This window comes from Trabulsiella odontotermitis (assembly GCF_030053895.1).
In the GTDB taxonomy this organism is placed as follows: domain Bacteria; phylum Pseudomonadota; class Gammaproteobacteria; order Enterobacterales; family Enterobacteriaceae; genus Trabulsiella; species Trabulsiella odontotermitis_C.
Genome location: NZ_CP125781.1, coordinates 2,329,768 through 2,352,312, shown reverse-complemented (window position 1 = coordinate 2,352,312; position 22,545 = coordinate 2,329,768). Strand labels below are relative to the sequence as shown.

The 22,545-nt window shown below is 53.0% G+C and carries 20 protein-coding genes; 11 read left to right on the top strand and 9 right to left on the bottom strand.

Going from position 1 to position 22,545, the window contains the following annotated elements:
• Positions 1–21 precede the first annotated feature (21 nt).
• The 3 genes from QMG90_RS11205 to QMG90_RS11200 form a co-directional block, all read right to left on the bottom strand.
• Entirely contained in the window at positions 22–396 is a 375-nt protein-coding gene (locus QMG90_RS11205; RefSeq protein ID WP_283279689.1) for a VOC family protein, read from the bottom strand.
• A gap of 389 nt (positions 397–785) precedes the next feature.
• Positions 786–974, bottom strand: a complete 189-nt coding sequence (locus QMG90_RS22470) for a hypothetical protein (protein ID WP_346733121.1) — start codon at positions 972–974, stop codon at positions 786–788.
• Positions 974–1,666, bottom strand: a complete 693-nt coding sequence (locus tag QMG90_RS11200; protein ID WP_283279688.1) for a hypothetical protein — start codon at positions 1,664–1,666, stop codon at positions 974–976. Before QMG90_RS11200 ends, QMG90_RS22470 begins: the two co-directional genes overlap by 1 nt.
• 331 nt (positions 1,667–1,997) lie before the next feature.
• Here QMG90_RS11200 and QMG90_RS11190 point away from each other — a divergent pair, with 331 nt between their 5' ends.
• From QMG90_RS11190 to QMG90_RS11170, 5 genes are all read left to right on the top strand, one after another.
• The gene (locus QMG90_RS11190) at positions 1,998–3,623 is read left to right on the top strand and encodes an ATP-binding protein (RefSeq protein WP_283279687.1); all 1,626 of its coding nucleotides are present in this window, start codon (positions 1,998–2,000) and stop codon (positions 3,621–3,623) included.
• Positions 3,624–3,626: 3 nt separating this feature from the next.
• Positions 3,627–4,328 (top strand): response regulator, encoded by a 702-nt coding sequence (locus tag QMG90_RS11185; protein WP_283279686.1) that lies wholly within the window; start codon positions 3,627–3,629, stop codon positions 4,326–4,328.
• Positions 4,329–4,485: 157 nt separating this feature from the next.
• Positions 4,486–5,574 (top strand): ABC transporter substrate-binding protein, encoded by a 1,089-nt coding sequence (locus tag QMG90_RS11180; RefSeq protein WP_283279685.1) that lies wholly within the window; start codon positions 4,486–4,488, stop codon positions 5,572–5,574.
• An 89-nt stretch (positions 5,575–5,663) separates the two neighbouring features.
• A complete protein-coding gene (locus tag QMG90_RS11175; protein WP_283279684.1) occupies positions 5,664–7,433 on the top strand; it encodes an ABC transporter permease in 1,770 nt (589 codons plus the stop codon).
• A complete protein-coding gene (locus QMG90_RS11170) occupies positions 7,426–8,499 on the top strand; it encodes an ABC transporter ATP-binding protein (RefSeq protein ID WP_283279683.1) in 1,074 nt (357 codons plus the stop codon). Before QMG90_RS11175 ends, QMG90_RS11170 begins: the two co-directional genes overlap by 8 nt.
• Before the next feature lie 13 nt (positions 8,500–8,512).
• On the opposite strand, the gene QMG90_RS11165 is transcribed toward QMG90_RS11170, so the two are convergent.
• On the bottom strand, positions 8,513–9,103 hold the full coding sequence (locus tag QMG90_RS11165) for a TetR/AcrR family transcriptional regulator (RefSeq protein ID WP_283279682.1): 591 nt from the start codon (positions 9,101–9,103) through the stop codon (positions 8,513–8,515).
• Positions 9,104–9,180: 77 nt separating this feature from the next.
• Between QMG90_RS11165 and bdcA the strand changes: the two genes are divergently transcribed.
• Together bdcA and QMG90_RS11155 are read left to right on the top strand one after the other, a co-directional pair.
• Entirely contained in the window at positions 9,181–9,894 is a 714-nt protein-coding gene (gene bdcA / locus QMG90_RS11160; RefSeq protein ID WP_283279681.1) for an SDR family oxidoreductase, read from the top strand.
• 139 nt (positions 9,895–10,033) lie between these two features.
• The gene (locus QMG90_RS11155) at positions 10,034–11,398 is read left to right on the top strand and encodes a cytochrome P450 (protein WP_283279680.1); all 1,365 of its coding nucleotides are present in this window, start codon (positions 10,034–10,036) and stop codon (positions 11,396–11,398) included.
• 32 nt (positions 11,399–11,430) lie between these two features.
• On the opposite strand, the gene mqo is transcribed toward QMG90_RS11155, so the two are convergent.
• The gene (mqo, locus tag QMG90_RS11150; RefSeq protein ID WP_283279679.1) at positions 11,431–13,080 is read right to left on the bottom strand and encodes a malate dehydrogenase (quinone); all 1,650 of its coding nucleotides are present in this window, start codon (positions 13,078–13,080) and stop codon (positions 11,431–11,433) included.
• A gap of 235 nt (positions 13,081–13,315) precedes the next feature.
• Here mqo and cho point away from each other — a divergent pair, with 235 nt between their 5' ends.
• Positions 13,316–14,179, top strand: a complete 864-nt coding sequence (gene cho, locus QMG90_RS11145; protein ID WP_283279678.1) for an excinuclease Cho — start codon at positions 13,316–13,318, stop codon at positions 14,177–14,179.
• A 17-nt stretch (positions 14,180–14,196) separates the two neighbouring features.
• On the opposite strand, the gene QMG90_RS11140 is transcribed toward cho, so the two are convergent.
• Positions 14,197–15,456, bottom strand: a complete 1,260-nt coding sequence (locus QMG90_RS11140; RefSeq protein WP_283279677.1) for an MFS transporter — start codon at positions 15,454–15,456, stop codon at positions 14,197–14,199.
• Positions 15,457–15,639: 183 nt separating this feature from the next.
• Positions 15,640–16,689, bottom strand: coding sequence for an NAD(P)-dependent alcohol dehydrogenase (locus QMG90_RS11135; RefSeq protein ID WP_283279676.1), 1,050 nt, complete (start codon positions 16,687–16,689; stop codon positions 15,640–15,642).
• Positions 16,690–16,938: 249 nt separating this feature from the next.
• Between QMG90_RS11135 and sra the strand changes: the two genes are divergently transcribed.
• The 3 genes from sra to QMG90_RS11120 all read left to right on the top strand — a co-directional run bounded on the left by sra (position 16,939) and on the right by QMG90_RS11120 (position 20,952).
• Positions 16,939–17,079 carry a stationary-phase-induced ribosome-associated protein gene (gene sra / locus QMG90_RS11130; RefSeq protein WP_054180113.1) on the top strand — a complete coding sequence of 47 codons (141 nt, stop codon included), beginning with the start codon at positions 16,939–16,941 and terminating at the stop codon, positions 17,077–17,079.
• 174 nt (positions 17,080–17,253) lie between these two features.
• Complete coding sequence (locus tag QMG90_RS11125; protein ID WP_283279675.1) at positions 17,254–18,951, top strand: NAD-dependent malic enzyme; 1,698 nt, start codon at positions 17,254–17,256, stop codon at positions 18,949–18,951.
• A 300-nt stretch (positions 18,952–19,251) separates the two neighbouring features.
• On the top strand, positions 19,252–20,952 hold the full coding sequence (locus QMG90_RS11120; RefSeq protein WP_283279673.1) for an ABC-F family ATP-binding cassette domain-containing protein: 1,701 nt from the start codon (positions 19,252–19,254) through the stop codon (positions 20,950–20,952).
• A gap of 58 nt (positions 20,953–21,010) precedes the next feature.
• Here QMG90_RS11120 and fdnI read toward each other — a convergent pair whose 3' ends face one another.
• Both fdnI and fdxH read right to left on the bottom strand, forming a co-directional pair.
• Positions 21,011–21,667: a formate dehydrogenase-N subunit gamma gene (gene fdnI / locus QMG90_RS11115; RefSeq protein ID WP_283283941.1), complete on the bottom strand. Its 657-nt coding sequence runs from the start codon at positions 21,665–21,667 to the stop codon at positions 21,011–21,013.
• On the bottom strand, positions 21,660–22,544 hold the full coding sequence (gene fdxH / locus QMG90_RS11110; RefSeq protein ID WP_283279671.1) for a formate dehydrogenase subunit beta: 885 nt from the start codon (positions 22,542–22,544) through the stop codon (positions 21,660–21,662). Before fdxH ends, fdnI begins: the two co-directional genes overlap by 8 nt.
• Position 22,545 lies beyond the last annotated feature (1 nt).

The window sequence follows — 22,545 nt, the reverse complement described above, 5'->3', positions numbered from 1 at the left end:
CGTCATTTCGTTGAGAGAAGGTCAGGGCGCCGGATGATGGCAGACGACCTCAATATTGTGTCCATCGGGATCAATAACGAAGGCGGCGTAGTAATTCGCGTGATAATGCGAGCGTAAACCCGGTGCGCCATTATCTCTACCGCCAGCCTCGAGCGCCTGATGGTAAAACGCATCAACTTGTTGGCGAGTGTCGGCGACAAACGCAATATGCAGGTGTGCGGGTTTTTCATCAGACTGGAACAGACACAGCGATGATTTGTCATCCGTGCTAAGTTCAACGCCGTAATCAGGTGTACCTTCAGAAACCAGCCTGATGCCAAGAGGTTCTAGTGCATTGAGGTAGAATGTCTTGCTGGCTTCAAAATCACTGACGCCGAACTTAACGTGGTCAAACATAGCATCTCCGGATCCGAATGTGTAAAGGATAGAGTTTAGCAAAAACGGAGTTCGATGCAGGTACCGGGTGATTTGCAGTTAGTTTTCAACGAAGGGACGACGGCCGCAGTGAAAAGAACAAAAAACAACCAAAATCGACCAGGGCAATCAGGTTCACAAAGCGCTGGATTCTGCCTGGCTTTACGTTAGTACGCATAATGAATATTATGTTAAATGAACTATTATGATGCTCACCAACTTCATAGCCCTTGTCTGTTAATTCCACAAGATTGCGTTTCCAATGAACATGGCCATCCCATCCTCTTACGTGCCAACCTGGCATAACGTCCCCACTCATCACTGGTGATCATGCCAATGTTGAGATGTAGGCCAGGGCTAGCGTTTGAAAATTACCATTTCACATATCGATAAAAAATAACGATCACAAACACAAAGAATACTGGGATAAGCCAGATCGGGCTATCTGGAAATAACACCCCCTGCACCAAAGCAAACATTATTGTCAGTACAGCCGGGCCATAATACGAAATCAATGACCTGAACATCCGCCTGAAAAATCTTTTAATGAGATTCATCATTATCGAACCATCCTGGTAATGATGTCTGCAATTTCACTGTCTGAGCCCCATTGTGCTTTAAACGCCTCAGCCCGCTCAAACAATGGTTCTATCAGGAAGTACATCATTTCCAGTTCTTGAGCGTATAGCGCTGAGTAGTAAGCTGGATAATTAATGTGAAGACGGTGCGCACTCTCTGCTGCTTTCTGGACAATGCCGTATATACCTGCAGCCGCAACGACCCCGCCCGCCCTTCGCCCTGCCAGTGAAATAAGTTCAAAACGTAGATTCATACCTGCAGCGACGAATGATGCTGTTGCAAAAGCAAACCCAGCATTTGTGAGTGAACTGACGGCAATATGGATATTAGCAGCCATAAGCTTTTGTTTGATAAGCTTTAGTTGATCGAAGGTTTTGTACCTAAATGTTTCTTCGAAATATAACCTGAGCATGTTATACGCAACATCGCCATGTCGCAGAAGATAAATAACGCCATTTTTGAATCGAATGTCTTCGTTTTTCTGTTGCTGGCACACATCCTGATATTCATCAGTAAAGCAGGAAGTATAATACAACGCGCGTGTTGCACCTGCGCCTATCGTTTCAATCTGATTTGATACAGCTTTTCCTACACCTGCTAAAGCGTGGTCGAGTTTTAACGCAAGAATTTTATTGGCTTGCAAGTAACTGATAACTTCATTGTTGTAGTACATAACCGCTCCTTACTAATCTTCATCAAATCCATTTTTTATTTTTGTCTATATTTTTTGATATCTGGTACCAGACTATCTCAGAGATCATACCCACGGCCATCACCGGAGACATGCACGGTATTAACAAAGCAACTTTGCCATTCTGCACTGATTTTGTCTGCGCTTTGAACCTCATTTCGCTGATTTGAACAGGCAACTGCTGGAACTTACTACGCCCAACTAACCCATGACACCGAGCCAGCTCACAACTTTTCCTTAACAAATCACGCCTCAACTTTTCACATGCTAGTCTGCACCAATGTCTTTTCTTTCTGTTCCTGTCACAGGCCTTATGAAACGCAGACTCTCTTTTCAGGTAAAGCTTTTTTTAGCACTGGTGTTTTTTTCTTGCCTGCTGTTAGCCCTGCTCGGAATGATCCTGTTTCATTTCATTGACAGGCAACTTCATCATGATCTTGGGCAACGCGCCCGCGTACAGGCAAGTGAAATCGCATTGATGCCAGGTCTCGCGGAAAAAGTCGCCGCCAGAGATATCCCCGCTATCGCCCGGTTAATTCAGCCGCTGCGTAATGAGAGCGATGCCAGTTATATTGTCATTGGCGATACCCATGAACAACATCTGTATCACTCGGAATCACCGGAACGCCTTAATTTACCAATGATTGGTGGAGATAATGCGGAGGTGTTAAAGGGAAAAACCATTATTTCTGTTCGTAAAGGCGGAATTGGGGTTTCATTACGCAGCAAGGCGCCCATTTTTAATGCGCAGCATCAGGTGATCGGGATTGTCTCGGTCGGGTATCTGACTTCGTATATTGCCAACATCAATGCCCGCATCCTTTGGCAGGCCGGGCTGTATGGTATCGCCCTTCTGCTGTCATTGTTTATTTTTTCCTGGCTGTTTACCCGTAACCTCAAAAAGCAGATGTTCCGACTCGAACCAAAAGATATAGCCCAGTTGGTGCTGCAACAAAAAGCACTGCTTGAGGCCATGTACGAAGGAGTATTTGCCGTTAATGATGAAAAACGGCTGATCTTAATTAACCGGGCCGCCCGAGAGTTGCTGGATATTCTCCAGAGTGAGAAAGAACTCATCGGCAAACCTCTGGACGCGGTTCTGCAAACGTCGCCGGGCTTTTTGTCTCAGCGTTTTGCGTCGGTCAACAGCGGCAGTCACGACCAGATCGCCGTGCTTAACCAGCGGGAAGTGATTGTTAACCGCGTGGCGATGGAAGTCGAGCCCGGTGTGGAAAGCGGCTGGGTTTACAGTTTCCGTGACAAAAATGACATTAATACGCTCAGTAGCCAGTTGAGTCAGATCAAACGCTATGCGGACAACCTGCGCATTATGCGCCATGAACAGTTGAACTGGACCGCGACACTCGTGGGGTTGTTGCAGATGAAACATTATGATGAAGCGATACGCTATATCCAGGTGCAGTCGGAAGGCGCGCAGAAAGTGCTCGACTTCGTCTCTGCCCACTTCTCCTCCCCGGCATTGTGCGGACTGCTGTTGGGCAAATATGTCAGTGCACGCGAGAAAGGCATTGAGTTGCTGTTTGATCCCGCGTGTCATCTCACACGAATGCCCGCCACGATCAACGAAACAGAACTGATGTCTGTTATCGGCAATTTGCTGGATAACGCGGTCGATGCCACTCTCAACGCCGCGGTTCCCGACCCCGTCGAGCTCTATATTTCAGACAGAAATCAGGAACTGGTGATAGAAGTGGCCGATCGCGGCTGCGGGGTGGATGACGACATGAAGCCGCATATCTTCAGACAAGGATTCAGCAGTAAACCGGAAAGCGGTAACGAAATCGTGGGCGCAGAGCACGGTATCGGACTGTTTCTGGTGGCAGGCTATATCGATAAGGCTGGCGGCAACATAGAAATCACCGATAACACCCCGCAAGGCACTATTTTCACTGTGTTTATTCCATACCAACAGGGCTAAAGCATGACGACGACCCGTGCATTGAATGTGGTTATTGTTGAGGATGAACCCCATCTCGCGGAACTGCATCGAGAATATATCGAACAGAATTTTCACTTACGCATTGTCGGTATTGCGACGTCGATTGCACAGGCACAGAGCCTGATCCGCCAGCATCGTCCGCGCCTGATACTCCTCGACAACTATCTCCCGGATGGTAAGGGCGTGGAGCTCATCGATAGCCCGCTACTGAAGAGTTATGAGTGTTCGGTCATTTTCATTACGGCGGCCAGTGACATGCAAACCTGTAGCCATGCGATGCGTAGCGGTGCGTTCGATTACCTGATTAAACCGGTTTTTTTCCAGCGCCTGCACGCCTCGCTGGAACGGTTTATGCGTTTCATTCACACCGTGCAGCAGGTAAAAGTTGTCGATCAGCATGCGCTGGATCGCCTGTTTAATCTGCCTGCCGCTGAGTCCCCTCACCCTCCTTCTACTAAGGGTATTGAGTCCAACACGCTGGAGCGCATTAAGCGATTTTTCGCGGATAACCCCGAGCGCAATATGTCAGTGGAACAGGTTGTGGAGCACGTCGGGATCAGTAAAACAACCGGGCGCCGGTATCTCGAATATTGTGTGGAAAGCGGATTTGTCAGCATCGAAATGTTATATGGCAATATCGGTCACCCGAGAAGGCTGTACCGCAAAGTGCCGGACAAGGTGTAGTCAACTGCTCGTTTTCGCGGATTTAATGGAGTTAATTGTCTAAACGACGCCGACAGTCACACTTCAGAACCTCAGCCCTTCTCCTCCTGTTGTCTGCGCTTCCTTATACGCTATGTTGACCTTTAGTTCCTCAAATGTAACTAAAAGGTTAATTATAATGTCGAACACATTCCGCATTACGTTGATTACCGCTGCCGTACTGATTTCCTCTTCCGCCCTGTCTGCCTTACCGCAGGGTTACCCTGCTGAGTATCAAAAAGTCGTGGATGCCGCGGCCAAAGAAGGCAAAGTGGTTATCTATTCCACTACCGATACCAAAGCCGCCGGACCGCTGATCGAGGGCTTCGAAAAGACGTATCCGGGCATTAAAGTTGAATACAACGACATGAACAGCACCGAGTTGTACAACCGCTTTATTAGCGAACAGGCGTCCGGCGGGGGTAGCGGTGATGTGGTCTGGAGCTCGTCAATGGATACCGCGCTAAAACTCGCCACTGACTATGCCATGGAATACAAATCTCCCGAGCAAAGCCAGTTGCCTGAATGGGCGGTCTGGAATAATAAGGCTTACGGCACTACCTACGAGCCGGTGGTGTTTATCTACAACAAGCGTCTGATCCCGGCCGGTGATGTGCCTGATTCACACGCGGCGCTGGCAAAGCTTATCGCCAGCCAGACAGACAAATTTAAGAGCAAAGTCACCACCTACGACATCGAAAAATCGGGTCTTGGCTTTATGCTCTCCGTGCAGGATTACAAAGCCGATCCTCAGTATTTCAAAACGCTGGCTGATGTCGCTAAAGGCGGTTTAGCGGTGCAATCCTCTACCGGCACCATGATGGAAAGGGTTTCCTCGGGTGAAAACTTAATTGGCTTTAATATCCTGGGTTCTTACGCCGAAGCCCGCGCGAAAAACGATCCGTCGCTTGGGATCGCTTATCCGAAAGATTACACCCTGGTTTTATCACGCGTCTCCTTCATCAGCCAGCAGGCGCAAAACGGTAATGCCGCAAAATTGTGGCTGGATTACGTCCTCTCTGAAAAAGGGCAAAGTATTCTCGCCAGTCAGGCGGATATTCCCTCCCTTCGTAACGATATTGAAGGTAAAAATGATATCGACGGCCTGACAAAAGTCCTGGGCAAAGCGCTGAAACCGATCCCGGTGGATGAAAGCCTGCTGGAATACCTGCAGCCGAAAAAACGTCTGGATTACATCAAACAGTGGCGTGCCGCCGCAGCCAAATAAGGCAATGACCTGAGCGCGATGCATGCCGTCGCGCCTCTTTTTCACTGACCTGATGTCGTTTTTCCGGGTTTCAATACCAGGGATACTCCATGAACACATTGCACAGAAAATGGCAAAGTCTGCCACGCGGCGTTGTGGTGTTGATAACCGCGCTGGTTATCTACGTTCCTTTGTCGTTTATCGTGATACAGAGCTTCTTATCTGCCCCCTTCTTTTCGCCGGCAAAAGAATGGAGCCTTGAGTCATTTGATTTTATTTTCACCGATCCTGATTTTTATAAGGCGCTGAGAAGCGGCTTTATTCTCGCGTTCGGCCTGGTGATTATCGCCATCCCGCTCGGCGGCGTGCTGGCTTTTCTGATGGTGCGTACTGATTTACCAGGACGTCGTCTGATCGAGCCGCTGATCCTGGTGCCGATTTTTGTTTCGCCGATGGTACTGGGGTTCGGCTATGTGGTGGCGGCTGGCCCGGTGGGGTTTTTATCTCTGTGGGCGCAGTCACTGACTGGCTTCGTACCGTGGAACATCTATGACATGTCGAGCATCGTGGTCATCGCTGGCCTGACGCATGTTCCGCATGCCTACCTTTATATCTCCTCGGCACTGCGCAGCGTCGGTTCTGACGTTGAAGAGGCTGCGCGCACGGCTGGCGCTTCGCCCTTGCAAGTGATGACGTCGGTCAGTTTGCCAATGGTGCGCCCGTCGATCCTGTACGCCATCGTGCTGCTGTTCTTCCTCGGGCTGGAAGTGTTTGGCCTGATGCTGGTGCTCGGCGATCCTGAAGGCAACATGGTACTGGCGACCTATCTGTACCAGCTCACCAACAAACTCGGCACCCCTTCTTATCATCTGATGGCGGCGGTGGCCGTGGTCCTGATCTGTATTACCATCCCGCTGGTGATGTTACAGCGTCGACTGATGCGTACCGCTAACCGTTTCGTAACGATGAAAGGCAAGGCATCGCAAGCACGTGCCTTACCGCTGGGAAAATGGCGCTGGGTGGCGGGTGCGGTGGTGGTGTTCTGGCTGACGGTCACCATCGGCGTTCCCTTGCTTGGCGTGGTATTGCGCGCCTTTATCTCAAACTGGGGCGTGGGCGTTTCTCTCTGGGATCAGCTGTCTGTTAGCGCTTTTCGCACCATCTGGGCGCAACCGAACCTGTTACGCGCCATTGTCAACTCGATGTCCATTGGCGTGATTGGTGGCGCGCTGGCGGTGGCTTGCTATCTGTTTGTCGGCATTGCCATGCACCGCAAGCCAGACCACATCACGCGTTTCCTTGATTACAGCGTGCTGGTTCCGCGTGCGGTTCCTGGCCTGCTCGCCGGGCTGGCGTTTTTGTGGGTCTTCCTGTTCCTGCCGATGTGGCTGGATAACTCGCTGAAATCCGGCTGGTTTTCGGGGTTCGCCTGGTCTGACTGGATGCGTGAAAACCTGATCGTCTGGTTGCGTTCGCTACGCAGCACCATTTTCAGCGTCTGGCTGGCGTACACCGTAGTGTGGATGGCATACGGATTGCGGCTTATCTCATCAACACTGTTGCAGGTGGGGCCAGAGCTTGAAGAGGCAGCACGCAGCACGGGCGCAACGCGCGGGCAAATTACCCGTCATGTCACGATTCCGCTGTCCCGCTATGGTCTTATCGGTTCGTGGTTGCTGATGTTCCTGATTTTTGAACGCGAATACTCAACGGGTGTTTATCTGCTCTCACCCGGTACGGAAACCATTGGCTCAATGCTGGTTTCGCTGTGGGCGACCGGAGCCATTGATATCGTAGCGGCACTCTCTTTTATTAACATCCTGCTGGTCGTGGTCGGTCTGGGCATTGCCCTTCGTTTTGGAGTCAAATTACATGATTGAATTAGCGGTCGAGAATCTGCATCTGACTTATGGCGACAACCCGGTTTTAAAAGGCGTGTCCATGGATCTGAAGCGTGGCGAAGTTGTCTCTTTATTAGGCCCCTCCGGCAGCGGTAAAACCACCCTGCTGCGCGCGGTGGCGGGACTGGAAAAACCCACGCAAGGGTCGATTGTTATCGGCAACAACAAAGTCTATGACGGTACGCCCCGAAGCGAAATCCCGGCGGAAGAACGTAACCTTGGACTGGTATTTCAGTCTTATGCGTTGTGGCCGCACAAAACGGTTTTTGAGAACGTCGCCTACCCGCTAAAACTGCGTAAAGTCGCGACAAAAGAGATCAACCAGCGGGTGCAGGATGTGCTGGATCAGCTTGGCCTTGGCCATCTTGGAAAACGTCACCCGCATCAGCTTTCCGGTGGACAGCAGCAGCGCGTGGCCATTGGTCGGGCGCTGGTCTACAACCCCCCGGTGATCCTGCTTGATGAACCGTTATCTAACCTCGACGCCAAACTGCGTGAAGAAGCCCGCGTGTTCCTTCGCGAACTGATCATTAAGCTGGGATTATCTGCGTTGATGGTAACGCATGATCAGAATGAGGCGATGTCCATTTCCGACCGTATTCTGCTACTCAACAATGGCAAAATTGAACAGCAAGGCACGCCCCAGGAAATGTACGGCTCACCAAAAACCCTGTTTACTGCGGAATTTATGGGCAGCAATAACCGCCTGCACGGCAAAGTCACTGACGTGCGTGATGGTAAAGCACGTATTGAAGGAAACGGTTGGGTATTGTGGGGTCAGGCGGCAGAAGGGGTGCAAAGCGGTCAGGACGCCACCGCGGTGATCCGCGTCGAACGAGTAGCGGTTGTGGACGGCCCGGGAGAAAATCAGCTTGAACTGCCGTTACTCACCAGCATGTATCTGGGCGACCGATGGGAATACCTGTTCCGCCCGTCAGGCGAGGATTTAGTGATCCGCGCCTATGGCCACGAGGTTCGCGATCCGCAACATTGCCACCTTTTGCTGCCCGAGAAGCATGTGTGGATTTTCGCCAAAAACGGCTAAGCAGCCTCGCGCCTCAGTCCGGAAGCAACTGTTCCAGCGCCAGGCCACCCAGGCGGACGGTTTCCTGGAGACGATCCAGTGAGTGCCCTGCCCGCGCCTTGATCGACAGGCCCGCCATCATTGTCACCATAAAATCAGTTACCCGGGCGGCGTCGTCCGGGTAACGTCTGGCGATAAAGGCACGAATCTGATCTTCTGCCGCGTTGTGCAACTCACACGCGGCTTCACGCGCCTGCTGATCGTTGCAATGCGTGCCCTCGAGAACCAGGCAACCGGTCGCGACAGGATCGGCAACATAACGCCGTGCGGCCTCTTTTAATACCCCGATAAGCCCCTGCGCGACAGGACGATCCTCGCGTAAAAGCACCTCAAACGGAATGGCGCCGGTACAGGAATAGCGCGCCAGCACACGCTCATACAAGCCAAGTTTACTGCCGAACGCGGCATAGAAACTCGGCGGGTTAATACCGAATGCTTTTGTCAGATCGGCCACGCTCAGCGCGTCATAACCTTTTGAATGAAAAAGATGTTGTGCGATTTCAACTGCCTGCTCCGCATCAAATTTACGGGGACGTCCCGGCGTGCGGTTATTTTTTGTAGTCATTACTACATAACTCCTTGACAGTCCGTTTGACTGCGACATATTGTAATCATCACTACAATATCACAAAGGACACTCCCATGGCTGCTTTTCATAAAAAATCTGTTCTGGTAATCGGTGGTAGTCGCGGTATTGGCGCGGCTATCGTCCGGCGCTTTGCCGCTGAAGGCGCATCGGTTGTTTTCAGCTATGCCGGGTCGCGTGACGCCGCGGAACAACTGGCGAAAGAGACCGGCAGCACCGCCATTCAGGCGGATAGTGCTAATCGCGACGAAGTGATTAAACTGGTTCGTGACGCCGGCGCGCTGGATATACTGGTGGTTAATTCCGGCATTGCTATTTTTGGTGATGCGCTGGAACAGGACAGCGACGCGGTTGACCGTCTGTTCCGCATTAATATCCACGCCCCCTATCACGCCTCCGTCGAGGCAGCCCGTCAGATGCCGGACGGTGGACGCATTATCGTGATTGGTTCTGTGAATGGCGACCGGATGCCCGTTCCGGGAATGGCATCGTACGCGGTCAGCAAATCAGCACTTCAGGGGCTGGCGCGTGGTTTAGCACGAGATTTTGGCCCGCGCGGGATCACGATTAACATTGTGCAGCCTGGCCCGATCGATACCGATGCCAACCCGGCAGACGGCCCAATGAAAGAACTGATGCACAGCTTTATGGCGATAAAACGGCACGGCAGACCGGAAGAAGTCGCCGGAATGGTGGCGTGGCTTGCCGGTCCGGAAGCCTCTTTCGTGACGGGCGCAATGCATACCATCGATGGCGCATTTGGCGCATAACGTTCCCCTCTTAGCAAAGGCCATGCTGCACTGTTGCAGCATGGCTGAGCATCAGAAAATCCTATCGCTAAAGCGCTCCTCTCCCTTCGATACCGGGTGTTATGTTTACCGACAATATTGAAGCTACTGGAGATAAACAATGCGAAAGCTAAGCCAGCTCCCCGCACCACCCGAAAAAGGGTTATTGGGTCACGTGTACTTTCTGAAGAAGGGAAACATTCACCGGCAAATGATGGAATGGCAACGCGATTACGGTTCTCTGTACCGTCTGCGCGCCGGGCTGAAAAAAGCGCTCGTCATTACTGATGTGGATCTCATCCGCGAGATACTCAAAGCCCGGCCGCACGACTTCAGACGTATCAGCAATATTGAGGCGGTTTTTGAGGAAGCAGGCATGAATGGCGTTTTCTCCTCCGAGGGAGAGAACTGGAAATTTCGCCGCCGCATTGTCGAGGGCGCACTTCAGCCTGGGCAACTTGAGCGTTTTCACCCGCATATGCAGAGTATCACCGCCCGGTTCAGCGAACGGCTTGATACATTAACCTCGGTGCCACAGGGCGTATCCCTGACCGATGAATTCCGGCGATATACTGCTGATATCACTACTATGCTGGCTTTCGGCAAAGACATGAATCTGACAGGCAGCAGCGACAACCCGGTATCATCTGCCCTGCAATCTGTCTTTCCCGTGCTCCACCGCCGCTGCCGCTCGCCCTTTCCTCTCTGGCGACTGTATCGTAGCCCGGAAGACAAAGCGTTTGATGAAGGTCTGGGGCGAATCAAGGCCACACTGGCCGGGTTAATTGAAGAGCAGCGGCGGATCATTGCCGTCGGCGACGTCAGCACACCGGAGAATTTTTTGCAGGCGATGGTGTTTCAGCAAAGGGAACACCGGATGCTGACCGACCAGGATATTATCGCCAACGCACTGACGTTGCTCCTGGCCGGGGAAGATACTACGGCGAACACCCTGGCCTGGACGGTGTATCTGCTCAGTCATCACCCCGAGGCAGAGCAAGAACTGATTCGCGAGATTGAGCAATACAACGACGACGGTCCTTTGCCCTGGCCGTTGCCGTCCTTCCCCTGGATGAACGCGGTGATGAAGGAATCCATGCGACTAAAACCCGTGGCGCCGCAGATTTATCTGGAGCCAATGCGGGATACTCGCATCGGGGACGTCGAAGTCAGTAAAGGAACGCCACTGTTTCTGGCGTTGCACGCTGGCACGCTGGATGAAGCCTATTTTACCGATGCACAGCGTTTTGATCCCTCACGCTGGGTAAAACGCGAAGGCGCCACAACAAATGCGCTGTTTCCGTTTGGCGGCGGCGCCAGGATGTGCCCTGGACGTTCCCTGGCGCTGACAGAAATCAAAATGGCGCTGCACGCCATCTACAGCAGATATAACATTATTCCGATGCAGGATCCGGAAACGGTGCAGGAGCGGTTTGCATTCACCATGGCGCCGCAAAATCTCAGGGCCACGATCATCAGGCGATAACGCCCCGGCATTTCTGCTGGGGCGCTTCTTTTTTACAGCGCCATGTCGTGCTGCGGGGAGGTTTCGCGGGAGTCAGCAACAGGTGCGACGGCGACAGGTCCGCCCGTCGGGATCACGGGCGGTTTCACCAGTTGCAGCGTCTCTGCGGTGTCATTCCACACCTGCTGCGTCAGCACCGCATTGCCGTTCAGTTTCTGTCCGAAGCTCGGCACGATGTCGCGGATCTTGCTCTGCCATTGCGGCGAAATAAATTGTTCCGGGAACATTTGTTTGAGCACGTTTAGCGTGATTGGCGCGGCAGTTGAGGCACCCGGTGATGCGCCCAGCAATGCGGAGAGGGTTTTCTGTTTGTCGACCACCACTTCGGTGCCCAGCTTCAGTACGCCGCCCTTCTCTTCATCCTTTTTGATGATCTGTACACGCTGACCGGCCTGAATTAATTTCCAGTCTTCCTGACGCGCCTGCGGGTAATACTCCTTCAGCGCCGCAAAACGATCATCATCGCTCAGCATGACCTGGCTGATGAGGTATTTCACCAGATCAAAGTTGTCCAGACCGACGTGCGTCATTGGCATGGCGTTGCTGGTTGTGGTTGTGCTCAGCAGATCAAAGTAAGAGCCGTTTTTGAGGAATTTGGTGGAGAACGTGGCGAATGGCCCAAACAACACCACACGTTTGCCATCGATCACGCGGGCATCAAGATGTGGAACTGACATCGGCGGTGCGCCGACAGAAGCCTGACCGTAGACTTTCTCCAGATGCTGTTTAGTGATCTCCGGATTTTCGGTCATCAGGAAAGAACCGCCCACCGGGAAGCCCGCGTAATTATCCGCTTCAGCCACGCCGGTTTTTTGCAGTAATTTCAGCGCGCCGCCACCGGCACCAATAAAGACATATTTCGCGTCAACTGCATGTTCTTTGCCGCTATTGACGTCCTTGATCGTCACGTGCCACGAATTATCCGCATTCCGTTTAAATTCGGTCACTTCAGAAGATGTTTGCAATGTAAAATTGCTGCTTTTTTTCAGGCTGCCAATCAGCTGACGGGTTATTTCCCCATAATTAACGTCAGTACCTGCTGGTGTCCAGGTGGCAGCGACTTTTTGTTTTGGATCGCGACCTTCCATCACCAGTGGTGCCCATTGTTTAATTTGCGCGTGATCGGTCGAGAATTTCATCCCCTGGAATAAGGTCGTCTGCTGCAGCGCGGCATAACGTTTTTCCAGATAATTGACGTTGGTATCGCCCCACACAAAACTCATGTGCGGCGTTGAGTTGATAAAAGCACGCGGATTTTGCAGAACGCCGCGTTTTACCTGCGCTGCCCAGAACTGACGGGAAATCATAAATTGTTCATTGATATCAAGCGCCTTGCTGACATCAATCGATCCGTCCGCGCGCTGAGGCGTGTAGTTCAGCTCCATATTGGCGGAGTGGCCAGTACCGGCGTTATTCCAGCCGTTCGATGACTCCAGCGCAACGCCATCGAGTTTCTCGACCATCATCTGTTTCCATTCTGGTTGCAATTCCTGCAACCAGGTGCCGAGCGAAGCGCTCATAATTCCGCCGCCAATAAGCAGAAAATCTGTTTTAGGGGTGGAATCAGTATTCGCATACGTGGCGGAACTGACCAGCATTGCGATGGTCGTCAGTGAGAGAATTGTTTTTTTCATTGCAGGCATTGGAATAATATCGCATAGCAAAAGGAGTAATAAGAATACATATCTTAACGCACTATTACTTTATTTTAAAATATCATTCACAGTTGCGTTAATTCTGCTTTTTTTAATTAAAAAAAGTAGCCTTATTTTTTCTGTTTATATTTTCTCGCGATCTTTTCTTTTATCACGAAAGCGACGCTTTTCCGCTGTTGAATTTCAGGATATACTGGATAAATGACCAGTATAAGGAATCAGAGTGGCAAGGCGAACCCCCACACCGCGGCTTGAATTTGAAGCGGCAGCCATTTACCAGTACCCCGAGCATCTGCGCCCGTGGCTTGATGAACTTCCCGGCCAGCCCGGCGTGTATCTGTTTCACGGCGACAGCGACGCGATGCCGCTTTACATCGGCAAGAGCGTCAACATCCGCAGCCGTGTGTTGTCGCATCTGCGAAATCCTGATGAAGCCGCCATGCTGCGGCAGGCCCGGCGTATCAGCTGGCAGCCTGCCGCGGGCGAACTGGGCGCGCTATTGCTGGAAGCCAGGCTCATCAAAGAAATGCAGCCGTTATTCAACAAACGGCTGAGAAGAAATAAACAGCTCTGTTCACTGCAGCTAAATGATGATCGTCCTCTGGTCATTTATGCACACGACGTCAATTTTGCCCTGAAAGAAAACCTGTTTGGTCTGTTTGCTAATCGCAGAGCCGCACTGGAAGCGCTGAAATCGGTCGCCGATGAACAAAAGCTTTGCTACAGCGTGATGGGGCTGGAGCCGTTAAACCGTGGTCGCGCGTGTTTTCGATCATCTCTGGGCCGGTGCGCGGGCGCCTGCTGTGGCCGCGAAACGCTCGCGGCACATCATCAGCGGCTCCGTGAAGCCCTGGCGCACCTTCAGCTGATCTGCTGGCCGTGGGCTGGAGCCGTGGCGCTGGAAGAAAAAGGTGAAACCATGACCCAGTTTCACATCGTCAATAACTGGTTGTGGCTGGGGGCGGTCGACTCGCTGGCGCAGGCCGGTACCCTGACGCAGTTACCCGCGGGATTCGACCAGGACGGCTACAAGATCCTTTGCCGTCCCATGCTGAGCGGGAAATTTACCCTTCACCCGCTCACCTGAATCCCAGACGGGTACGCTTAATGATGATGCTGGTGGCGAACCGCGCCTGCGGAGCCCCGGTTTTGCCCTTCTCCTGAGATCACCACGCCCTGGGTTTCGCGGCCAAACGCGACGAAAGCACAGATCAATACCGCGACGACGCCAGCAACCAGCGCCATCGCCAGACCATAATTACCGTCGTGCGTTTCCGCGATCCGTGCCTGCAGCGTGGCGTTGACCGACGCCAACAGATTACCCAGTTGATAGACAAAACCTGGCAGCACTGCACGGGCATTCGCCGGCACCAGTTCGTTCAGCCACGTTGGCACCACGCCCCACGCGCCCTGCACCACGAACTGCATCAGAAAAGCGCCAAGACCAATGTTAAACGAGCCGGTGGAGAACGCCCACAGCGGGATCACCGGCAACGCCAGAAATGCGCCAATCATAATCGCTTTTTTGCGTCCTATCCGTTCCGACATGGCGCCGAAAAGGATCCCGCCAAGCATCGCGGCGATGTTATAGGCAATCGCGATAATGCTGACCGTATGCGGATCAAAACCGTGCTGAACTTTCAGGAACGTCGGGTAGAGATCCTGTGTGCCGTGGCTGAAGAAATTAAAGCACGCCATCACCAGTACCAGATAAAGACACAACTTCCACTGATTGCGCAGCACCGGCAACAGCGCGGTGCTCTCTTTGCGCTCACGGGCAGCCAGCCACACCGGCGATTCCGGCACTTTAAACCAGATATAAGGCAGCAGCACAATCGGCAGCGCGCCGATCAGAAACATACCTCGCCAGCCCACCATGCTGTAGAACAGGCCGAAAATAATCGACGCAAACAGATAACCACAAGGGTAGCCAGCCTGGAATATCCCGGACATCAGCCCGCGTGAACGGTCAGGGATCGTCTCCATCGCCAGTGATGACGCGACGCCCCAGATCCCGCCCATCGCGACACCGTAAAGCACACGAAACGCAAGAAACGCGGTAAAGCTCGGTGACCAAGCGGAAAGCAGCTCAAATACGGTGAAGAAAAGAATGTTGAGCATCAGGATCGGACGACGACCATACTTTTCCGCCAGCCGTCCGAACAGTAAGGCGCCGATGGGTCGGACCGCCAGTGTCAGCATAATCGCAATGGAAACCTCAGAGACAGAGGCGTGAAACCAGTCCGCGAGGTCGCTTAACACAAACACAAGGATGAAGAAATCAAAGGCATCAAGCATCCAGCTACTAAAGCTGGCGAACGCCACATGCCGTTGCGTAGAACTCCAGTTGAAAGGCGTATACATAGGGTAATGTCCTGCGGTTGTTATCTTTTTGTATATAGCATGTAAATTAACGTCAGCGCAGAACCAATAATTACATTTTGTTAACACCTCCCGCTTTGCACATGATTTGTCACATTATTGACAAGGGAATTATTGCTGGAGTGGATTCGCCCGCGAGCGCGGGCGAGAGAGTGAAATCACGGCTTACGCCGCTGAAAGTGACGCCATATCAATGACAAAGCGGTATTTCACGTCGCTCTTCAGCAACCGCTCATACGCCGCATTGATATCCTGAATCTTAATCACTTCCACGTCCGAGACAATGCCATGTTGTCCGCAGAAATCGAGCATCTCCTGCGTTTCAGCGATACCGCCAATGCAGGAGCCAGCGATACTGCGGCGACCAGTGATCATCGGCATGGTGTTGAAGGTCGGGCTGTCACCCAACAAGCCAACAAATACCAGCGTGCCGTCGAGCGTCAGCGTCGGCAGATAGGGGTTGATATCATGCTCATAAGGCACTGTGTCGATGATCAAATCGAACTGATTGTGGACGGACTGCATCTGCGCATTGTCCGTCGACAGCACCACGTTATGGGCGCCGAGACGACGGGCATCCGCCTCTTTGCCTGGAGAGCGTGTAAACAGCGTCACTTCCGCACCCAGCGCATGCGCCAGCTTCAGCGCCATATGGCCAAGCCCGCCAAGACCAATCACTGCGACTTTACTGTTGGCACCGATTTTCCAGTGACGCAGTGGCGACCAGGTGGTGATCCCAGCGCACAGCAGCGGCGCCGCCCCTTTCAGATCCATATTTTTCGGTAGATGCAGAACAAAATCCTGACTGGCGAGAATGACTTGCGAGTACCCGCCGAAGGTCTGCGTATGATCGTGGCGGTCACGGCCGTTGTAAGTCTGGATGTTGCCCTCTTCGCAATACTGCTCCAGTCCCTCTTTACAGGGCGCACAAATGCGACAGGAATCGACCATACAACCAATGGCTGCCAGGTCGCCGGGTTTAAATTTAGTGACACTGTCACCCACAGCAGTCACTCGCCCGACGATTTCATGGCCCGGCACGATAGGATATTCGCTGAAACCCCAGTCATTGCGGGCCTGATGGAGATCGGAATGGCAAACGCCACAGTAGAGAATTTCGATAGTGACATCGTCGGGACGCGGCGCACGGCGGTCAAACAAAAACGGTGCCAGCGGCGCAGACGGTGTTTGTGCAGCATAACCCAGTACTTTCATGGTTAACATCCTCATTATGATAACAAGGTGAGTAATGGCTCAAGGCGTGCTCGCCCGATGATAACGCCAAAAACAGAAAGGCGAAATCAGCAGGTGAATGTTCTTAAAGCCGGAGGCGTGATTTGCTATTTCAGTTGAGATGATCGACTATCATTACTGCATCAAATTGCTGCGATGCACTATGGGGTTACATTTCGTCCGGCTGCGCCGGGCTTGTCCTTGAAACCAGAACAGGATTAAGGAGTAAGAATGAAATCGAACCGTCAGGCACGTCATATCCTCGGCTTGAACTATAAGCTTTCCAATCAGAAAAAAGTGCTTATCGAAGATAATCACGAAACACTGGTCAACCACGCCCACTCTACCGGTCGCAAACGCCGCGAAGGGTAATCGTTCGCTGAAAGGATGACACACGACACCATCTTCCCCTGAAGATGGTGTTTTTTTATCGGCAAAAAAACACAGATTACCCTTTTCATTAACATTTGATTTATACTTTGGCGCTCCTGTCGTACCTACAAAACCCTGTCATGGACCGGAAAGATGACAAAGGAGTGAAGCGAGATGTTATTAAATCATAAAAAAAACCGTTCTCTTTATATCCCTTACGCGGGACCCGTTCTGCTCGAATTTCCGCTGCTGAATAAAGGCAGCGCTTTCAGCATGGAAGAACGCCGCAGCTTTAACCTGCTCGGACTGTTGCCCGAAGTGGTGGAATCCATCGAAGAGCAGGCAGAGCGCGCCTGGATCCAGTATCAGGGTTTTAAGACGGAAATCGACAAACATATTTACCTGCGCAATATCCAGGACACCAACGAAACCCTCTTCTACCGGCTGGTTGAAAACCATCTCGAAGAGATGATGCCGGTGATTTACACTCCGACGGTAGGTGCCGCCTGTGAACGCTTTTCTGAGATCTACCGCCGCGCGCGTGGCGTGTTTATCTCCTACGAAAACCGGCAGTACATGGACGACATTCTGCAGAACGTCCCCAACCACAATATCAAAGTGATCGTGGTGACCGACGGCGAGCGCATTCTTGGCCTCGGTGACCAGGGCATTGGCGGGATGGGTATTCCGATCGGCAAGCTGTCACTTTACACCGCCTGCGGCGGCATCAGCCCGGCCTATACGTTGCCGGTGGTGCTTGATGTCGGCACCAATAATCAGCAACTGCTGAATGATCCGCTCTATATGGGCTGGCGTCATCCGCGTATCACCGGCGAAGAGTATTACCAGTTTGTTGATGATTTTATTCAGGCGGTGAAACAGCGCTGGCCAGATGTGCTGCTGCAGTTTGAAGATTTCGCCCAGAACAACGCCATGCCGGTACTGACCCGCTATCGCGACGAAATCTGTTCGTTTAATGACGATATTCAGGGCACCGCGGCGGTGACCGTCGGCACGCTAATCGCCGCCAGCCGCGCGGCGGGCAGCCAGCTAAGCGAACAAAAAATTGTTTTCCTTGGCGCGGGCTCTGCGGGTTGTGGCATCGCCGAGCAGATTGTGGCGCAAATCCAGCGCGAAGGGCTCAGCGAAGAGCAGGCTCGTCAGCGCGTTTTTATGGTCGACCGCTTCGGTCTGCTGACCGATCAGATGCCCAATCTATTGTCGTTTCATACAAAACTGGTGCAGAAACGCGAAAACCTGAGCGGCTGGGATACCACCAACGACGCGCTGTCGCTGCTCGATGTGGTACGTAACGTCAAACCAGATATTCTGATTGGCGTCTCGGGCCAGATTGGGCTGTTCTCCGAGGAGATCATTCGGGAAATGCATAAGCACTGCCCACGCCCTATTGTCATGCCGCTGTCAAACCCCACTTCGCGCGTGGAAGCGACGCCGCAGGATATCATCGCCTGGACGGAAGGCAATGCGCTGGTAGCGACAGGCAGCCCGTTTGCACCGGTGGTGTGGAAAGATAAAATTTACCCCATCGCCCAGTGCAACAACGCCTATATTTTCCCCGGCATCGGGCTTGGCGTCATCGCTTCCGGCGCATCACGCATTACCGATGAAATGCTGATGGCCGCCAGCGAAACACTGGCCGAGTACTCACCACTGGTTAATAACGGCGAAGGCATGGTGTTGCCGCCGCTGAAAGAGATCAAAGAGGTTTCCCGGGCGATTGCATTCGCCGTGGGTAAAATGGCGCAGCAACAGGGTGTGGCGGTGAAAACCTCCGCCGAAGCGTTGCGCCAGGCAATTGACGATAACTTCTGGTTACCGGAATACCGCAGCTACCGCAGAACCTCCATTTAATCCCCTTTTCCACCCGGCAGCGCCGTCTGCCGGGCTGGTCAAGTGAGATTTTCCCCGCTACACTGCATTCACCCATCAACTTACTGAATAAAAAAGGAGGATCCCCATGCTGTACTGTGAACATCTTATTGTTTCACATGCATTTGGTGATCGTGCCAGCTCAAGCGTTATCGGTTTCGTGCTGCGATAACTTCGGCTTGAGCGAAGAAACACTGTCTTAATCCCTTCCCTCGGGCTTACCGGGTTATCGTCAGCGATGTATGACGAGGTACGACTGTACCTGTAACTCTTGAGTAAGCAATGAGCACATTACTAACTGCACAATTTCTCCACGTGGACACCGCGTTCGGTCCGCTGTTTTCTGACATCTCTTTCACGCTGAAAAAAGGCGATCGCCTTGGCTTAATTGGTTACAATGGCTGCGGCAAAAGCACGCTGTTGAAAGTGCTTGATGGCACGCTCACCCCTACCTCGGGCAGCGTTTCGCGGGCAAATCACTGTCTGCTGGCCCGCGTCGAGCAACATCTTCCTGCTGATATTTATCCGCTGACGATGCGTGACGCCGTTCTGGCGCAACTGCCGCCAGGCGAGCGCGAAACTCAGCGCTGGCGCGCGGAAGCGTTACTGGCAGAAATGGGGTTCAGTGCGGCGGATATCCAGTTGCAATCAGCCACGCTGAGCGGTGGTCAACATACGCGACTGTTGTTAGCGCGTGCGTTAATCCACCAGCCCGACCTGATGTTGCTGGATGAGCCCAGTAACCACCTTGATCTTCCCACCCTGCTATGGCTGGAAAGCTTTCTTAAAAACTGGCACGGAAGCTTCATACTGGTGTCCCATGATAGTCACTTATTGGATGTTGTAACTAATGGAACATTAATTCTGCGTGACAATACGCTCTACAGTTTCGCCCTGCCGTGTACGGCGGCGCGTGAAGCACGAGCCGCGCAGGATGAGAGCGATGCGCTGCGTTTCAACGCCGAGCAAAAGGAGATTGACCGCATCACCAGCAGCGCGAAACGGCTGGCTGTCTGGGGGCGCACCTATGACAACGAAGATCTGTCACGCAAGGCCAAACAGATGGAGAAACAGATCGAGCGGCTGAAAGCGAGTCAGACGGAGGTGACTGCCGGTAGCCACTGGCAGTTGCAACTGCACGGCGATGTCCTTCACGCTGACCGTCTGCTGGAAATGGAAGCGCTAAGCGTCTCCCCGGCACCCGGTGTGCCGCCGCTGTTTACCGCCCCGCTCGCCCGCCTGAAAAGCGGAGATCGGGTGGCGATAATGGGCCGTAACGGGTGCGGGAAATCGACGCTGCTGAAACAGATCTGGCAGCATTATCAGGGGGTTCACAATGAGCAACTGAAGCTGCATCCCCGCGTCAGCCTCGGTTATTACGACCAGACGCTGCATCAGTTAGCGGATAATGCCACGCTGCTGGACGCGCTGGAGCCGTTCGCCCCGGCCGCAGAGGTACGCAAGAAAGCGCTGATCAGCGCCGGTTTCCCCTGGGCGCAACATGGCCAGAATGTCAGTACGTTGAGCGGCGGCGAGCGTTCGCGTCTGCTGTTCGTCGGCCTGTCGCTGGCGCGCTACAGCCTGCTGATGCTGGACGAGCCAACCAACCACCTCGATATGGAGGGTAAAGAGGCACTGGCGGAAACCTTGCGTGATTACGCAGGCGGCGTGCTGCTGGTCAGTCATGACCGGAAGCTGATTAGCGAAAGCTGCAATCGTTTCTGGCTGATTGATAACGGCACGCTTAGTGAATGGCACGATCCCGACGCGATATCGGAGCAACTGCGAACCATCGCAGTGAACGAGGATATCGATATGCCAGAATCTGCCGTGATACCGCCGCAGGAAGAGCACCTGCTGGAGCGGCTTATTGAGCTGGAAACCCGCCTGGCGGAGGATCTGGCGCGTAAGCCGAAACATCAGAAACCTGCGCTACAGGCACAATGGCGTCGCGAGATTGCGGTGCTTAACGCAAAACTGTAAGCCGTTAAACAAAAATCCCCGCGCCCTTCACGGATGCGGGGATTTCACCGCGCAGGGTTTATTTAATCCCTTCTGCGCTCTCTTTTTTTGCTTCCCTCTTTTCGACGTCTCGATACCAGCGCGGGTGATGTTTCTTCGCCCAGCGGCGGCTCACCTTCCCTTCGACCATGCCTTTGATGGAGCCTTTCACCCAGAACGCCATATAGACGTGGATAAGAATTGCGTGGATCAAAATAATGGCTGAGGTTGCATGAAGCAGCAGGCTGTAGCGAACCACCTGCATCGGGAAATAATCGGCAAAGTACGGACGCCAGATAATAATGCCGGTGACCAGCAGCACGAAAATCATGCTCATGATCGACCAGAACATCATCTTTTGCCCGGCATTGTATTTACCGACATCGGCCACTTTATGCTCGTTGCCTTTCAGGACTTCGACTATCCCTTTCAGCCACGGAATATCCTTTCTGTCAGGGATATTGTGATGAACGAAACGCACAAACATAAACATCAGCGCAAAGAAGATCACCACGCCAAAGAAAGGATGCAGAATGCGCCCCATCTGTGGCGTCCCGAAGGTTTCCGTCAGCCATTGCAGGGTCGGGAAGAAAAACGAAATCCCCGACAGCGAAACCAGAAAGAAGCAGATGACCACCGTCCAGTGACAGGCGCGGTCAATAAACTTTGTCCGCACAATCATTTTCGATTTATTCATCATGGCTTTCCTCGTCGTCGTCCACTTCCTTGTTGGGACCAATACCGATGTAGTGATAAATCAGCCCGGCGAAGGTGGCGATAAACCCCGCTGCCGCCAGCGGTTTCAGCGCGCCTTTCCACAGATTAATGCTGGTATCAATCTTCGGCGCTTTCGGCAGGTTGTGGTACAGCTCAGGTTCGTCCGCATGGTGCAGGACGTACATGACGTGCGTACCGCCAACGCCTTCCGGGTTGTAGATCCCCGCCTGTGGGTAGCCGCGCGCTTTCAGCTTATCCACCCGCGCCCGCGCCACATCCAGCATCTCTTTTTTGGTGCCAAAGTGGATGGCGCCTGTCGGGCAAGTTTTCACGCAGGCCGGCTCCTGACCGACGCTGACGCGTTCGACACAGAATGTGCATTTGTAGACGCGGTTGTCCTCTTTATTGAGGCGCGGAATGTTGAACGGGCAGCCCGCGATGCAGTAGCCGCAACCGATGCAGTTTTCCTGCTGGAAATCGACAATTCCGTTAGCGTACTGAATGATCGCCCCCGCGGACGGGCAGGATTTCAGACAGCCTGGATCCTCGCAGTGCATACAGCCGTCTTTGCGGATCAGCCACTCCAGTTTGCCGTTCTGTTCGGTTTCGCTAAACCGCATCACCGTCCAGGATCTGGCGCTCAGATCAGCGGGATTGTCGTACACCCCGACGCAGTGCCCCACTTCATCGCGGATATCGTTCCACTCCGAACAGGCCACCTGGCAGGCTTTACAGCCTACGCAGGAGGAGACATCGATAAGCTTCGCCACTTCCTCTTTATAATCACGCGCACGCGGCGCGGGCGTGATCGGATTGGTGGCGGAGCGCTTGAGAATGTCCTGTGTTTCCATTGACATA

Coding starts and splice junctions, on each gene's coding strand:
- QMG90_RS11140 (WP_283279677.1), bottom strand. CDS start 15,456: ATGTATACGCCTTTCAACTGGAGTTCTACGCAACGGCATGTGGCGTTC.
- fdnI (WP_283283941.1), bottom strand. CDS start 21,667: ATGAATAAATCGAAAATGATTGTGCGGACAAAGTTTATTGACCGCGCC.
- sra (WP_054180113.1), top strand. CDS start 16,939: ATGAAATCGAACCGTCAGGCACGTCATATCCTCGGCTTGAACTATAAG.
- QMG90_RS11125 (WP_283279675.1), top strand. CDS start 17,254: ATGTTATTAAATCATAAAAAAAACCGTTCTCTTTATATCCCTTACGCG.
- fdxH (WP_283279671.1), bottom strand. CDS start 22,544: ATGTCAATGGAAACACAGGACATTCTCAAGCGCTCCGCCACCAATCCG.
- QMG90_RS11155 (WP_283279680.1), top strand. CDS start 10,034: ATGCGAAAGCTAAGCCAGCTCCCCGCACCACCCGAAAAAGGGTTATTG.
- QMG90_RS11205 (WP_283279689.1), bottom strand. CDS start 396: ATGTTTGACCACGTTAAGTTCGGCGTCAGTGATTTTGAAGCCAGCAAG.
- QMG90_RS22470 (WP_346733121.1), bottom strand. CDS start 974: ATGATGAATCTCATTAAAAGATTTTTCAGGCGGATGTTCAGGTCATTG.
- QMG90_RS11120 (WP_283279673.1), top strand. CDS start 19,252: ATGAGCACATTACTAACTGCACAATTTCTCCACGTGGACACCGCGTTC.
- QMG90_RS11185 (WP_283279686.1), top strand. CDS start 3,627: ATGACGACGACCCGTGCATTGAATGTGGTTATTGTTGAGGATGAACCC.
- QMG90_RS11200 (WP_283279688.1), bottom strand. CDS start 1,666: ATGTACTACAACAATGAAGTTATCAGTTACTTGCAAGCCAATAAAATT.
- QMG90_RS11135 (WP_283279676.1), bottom strand. CDS start 16,689: ATGAAAGTACTGGGTTATGCTGCACAAACACCGTCTGCGCCGCTGGCA.
- QMG90_RS11180 (WP_283279685.1), top strand. CDS start 4,486: ATGTCGAACACATTCCGCATTACGTTGATTACCGCTGCCGTACTGATT.
- mqo (WP_283279679.1), bottom strand. CDS start 13,080: ATGCCTGCAATGAAAAAAACAATTCTCTCACTGACGACCATCGCAATG.
- QMG90_RS11170 (WP_283279683.1), top strand. CDS start 7,426: ATGATTGAATTAGCGGTCGAGAATCTGCATCTGACTTATGGCGACAAC.
- QMG90_RS11175 (WP_283279684.1), top strand. CDS start 5,664: ATGAACACATTGCACAGAAAATGGCAAAGTCTGCCACGCGGCGTTGTG.
- bdcA (WP_283279681.1), top strand. CDS start 9,181: ATGGCTGCTTTTCATAAAAAATCTGTTCTGGTAATCGGTGGTAGTCGC.
- QMG90_RS11190 (WP_283279687.1), top strand. CDS start 1,998: ATGAAACGCAGACTCTCTTTTCAGGTAAAGCTTTTTTTAGCACTGGTG.
- QMG90_RS11165 (WP_283279682.1), bottom strand. CDS start 9,103: ATGACTACAAAAAATAACCGCACGCCGGGACGTCCCCGTAAATTTGAT.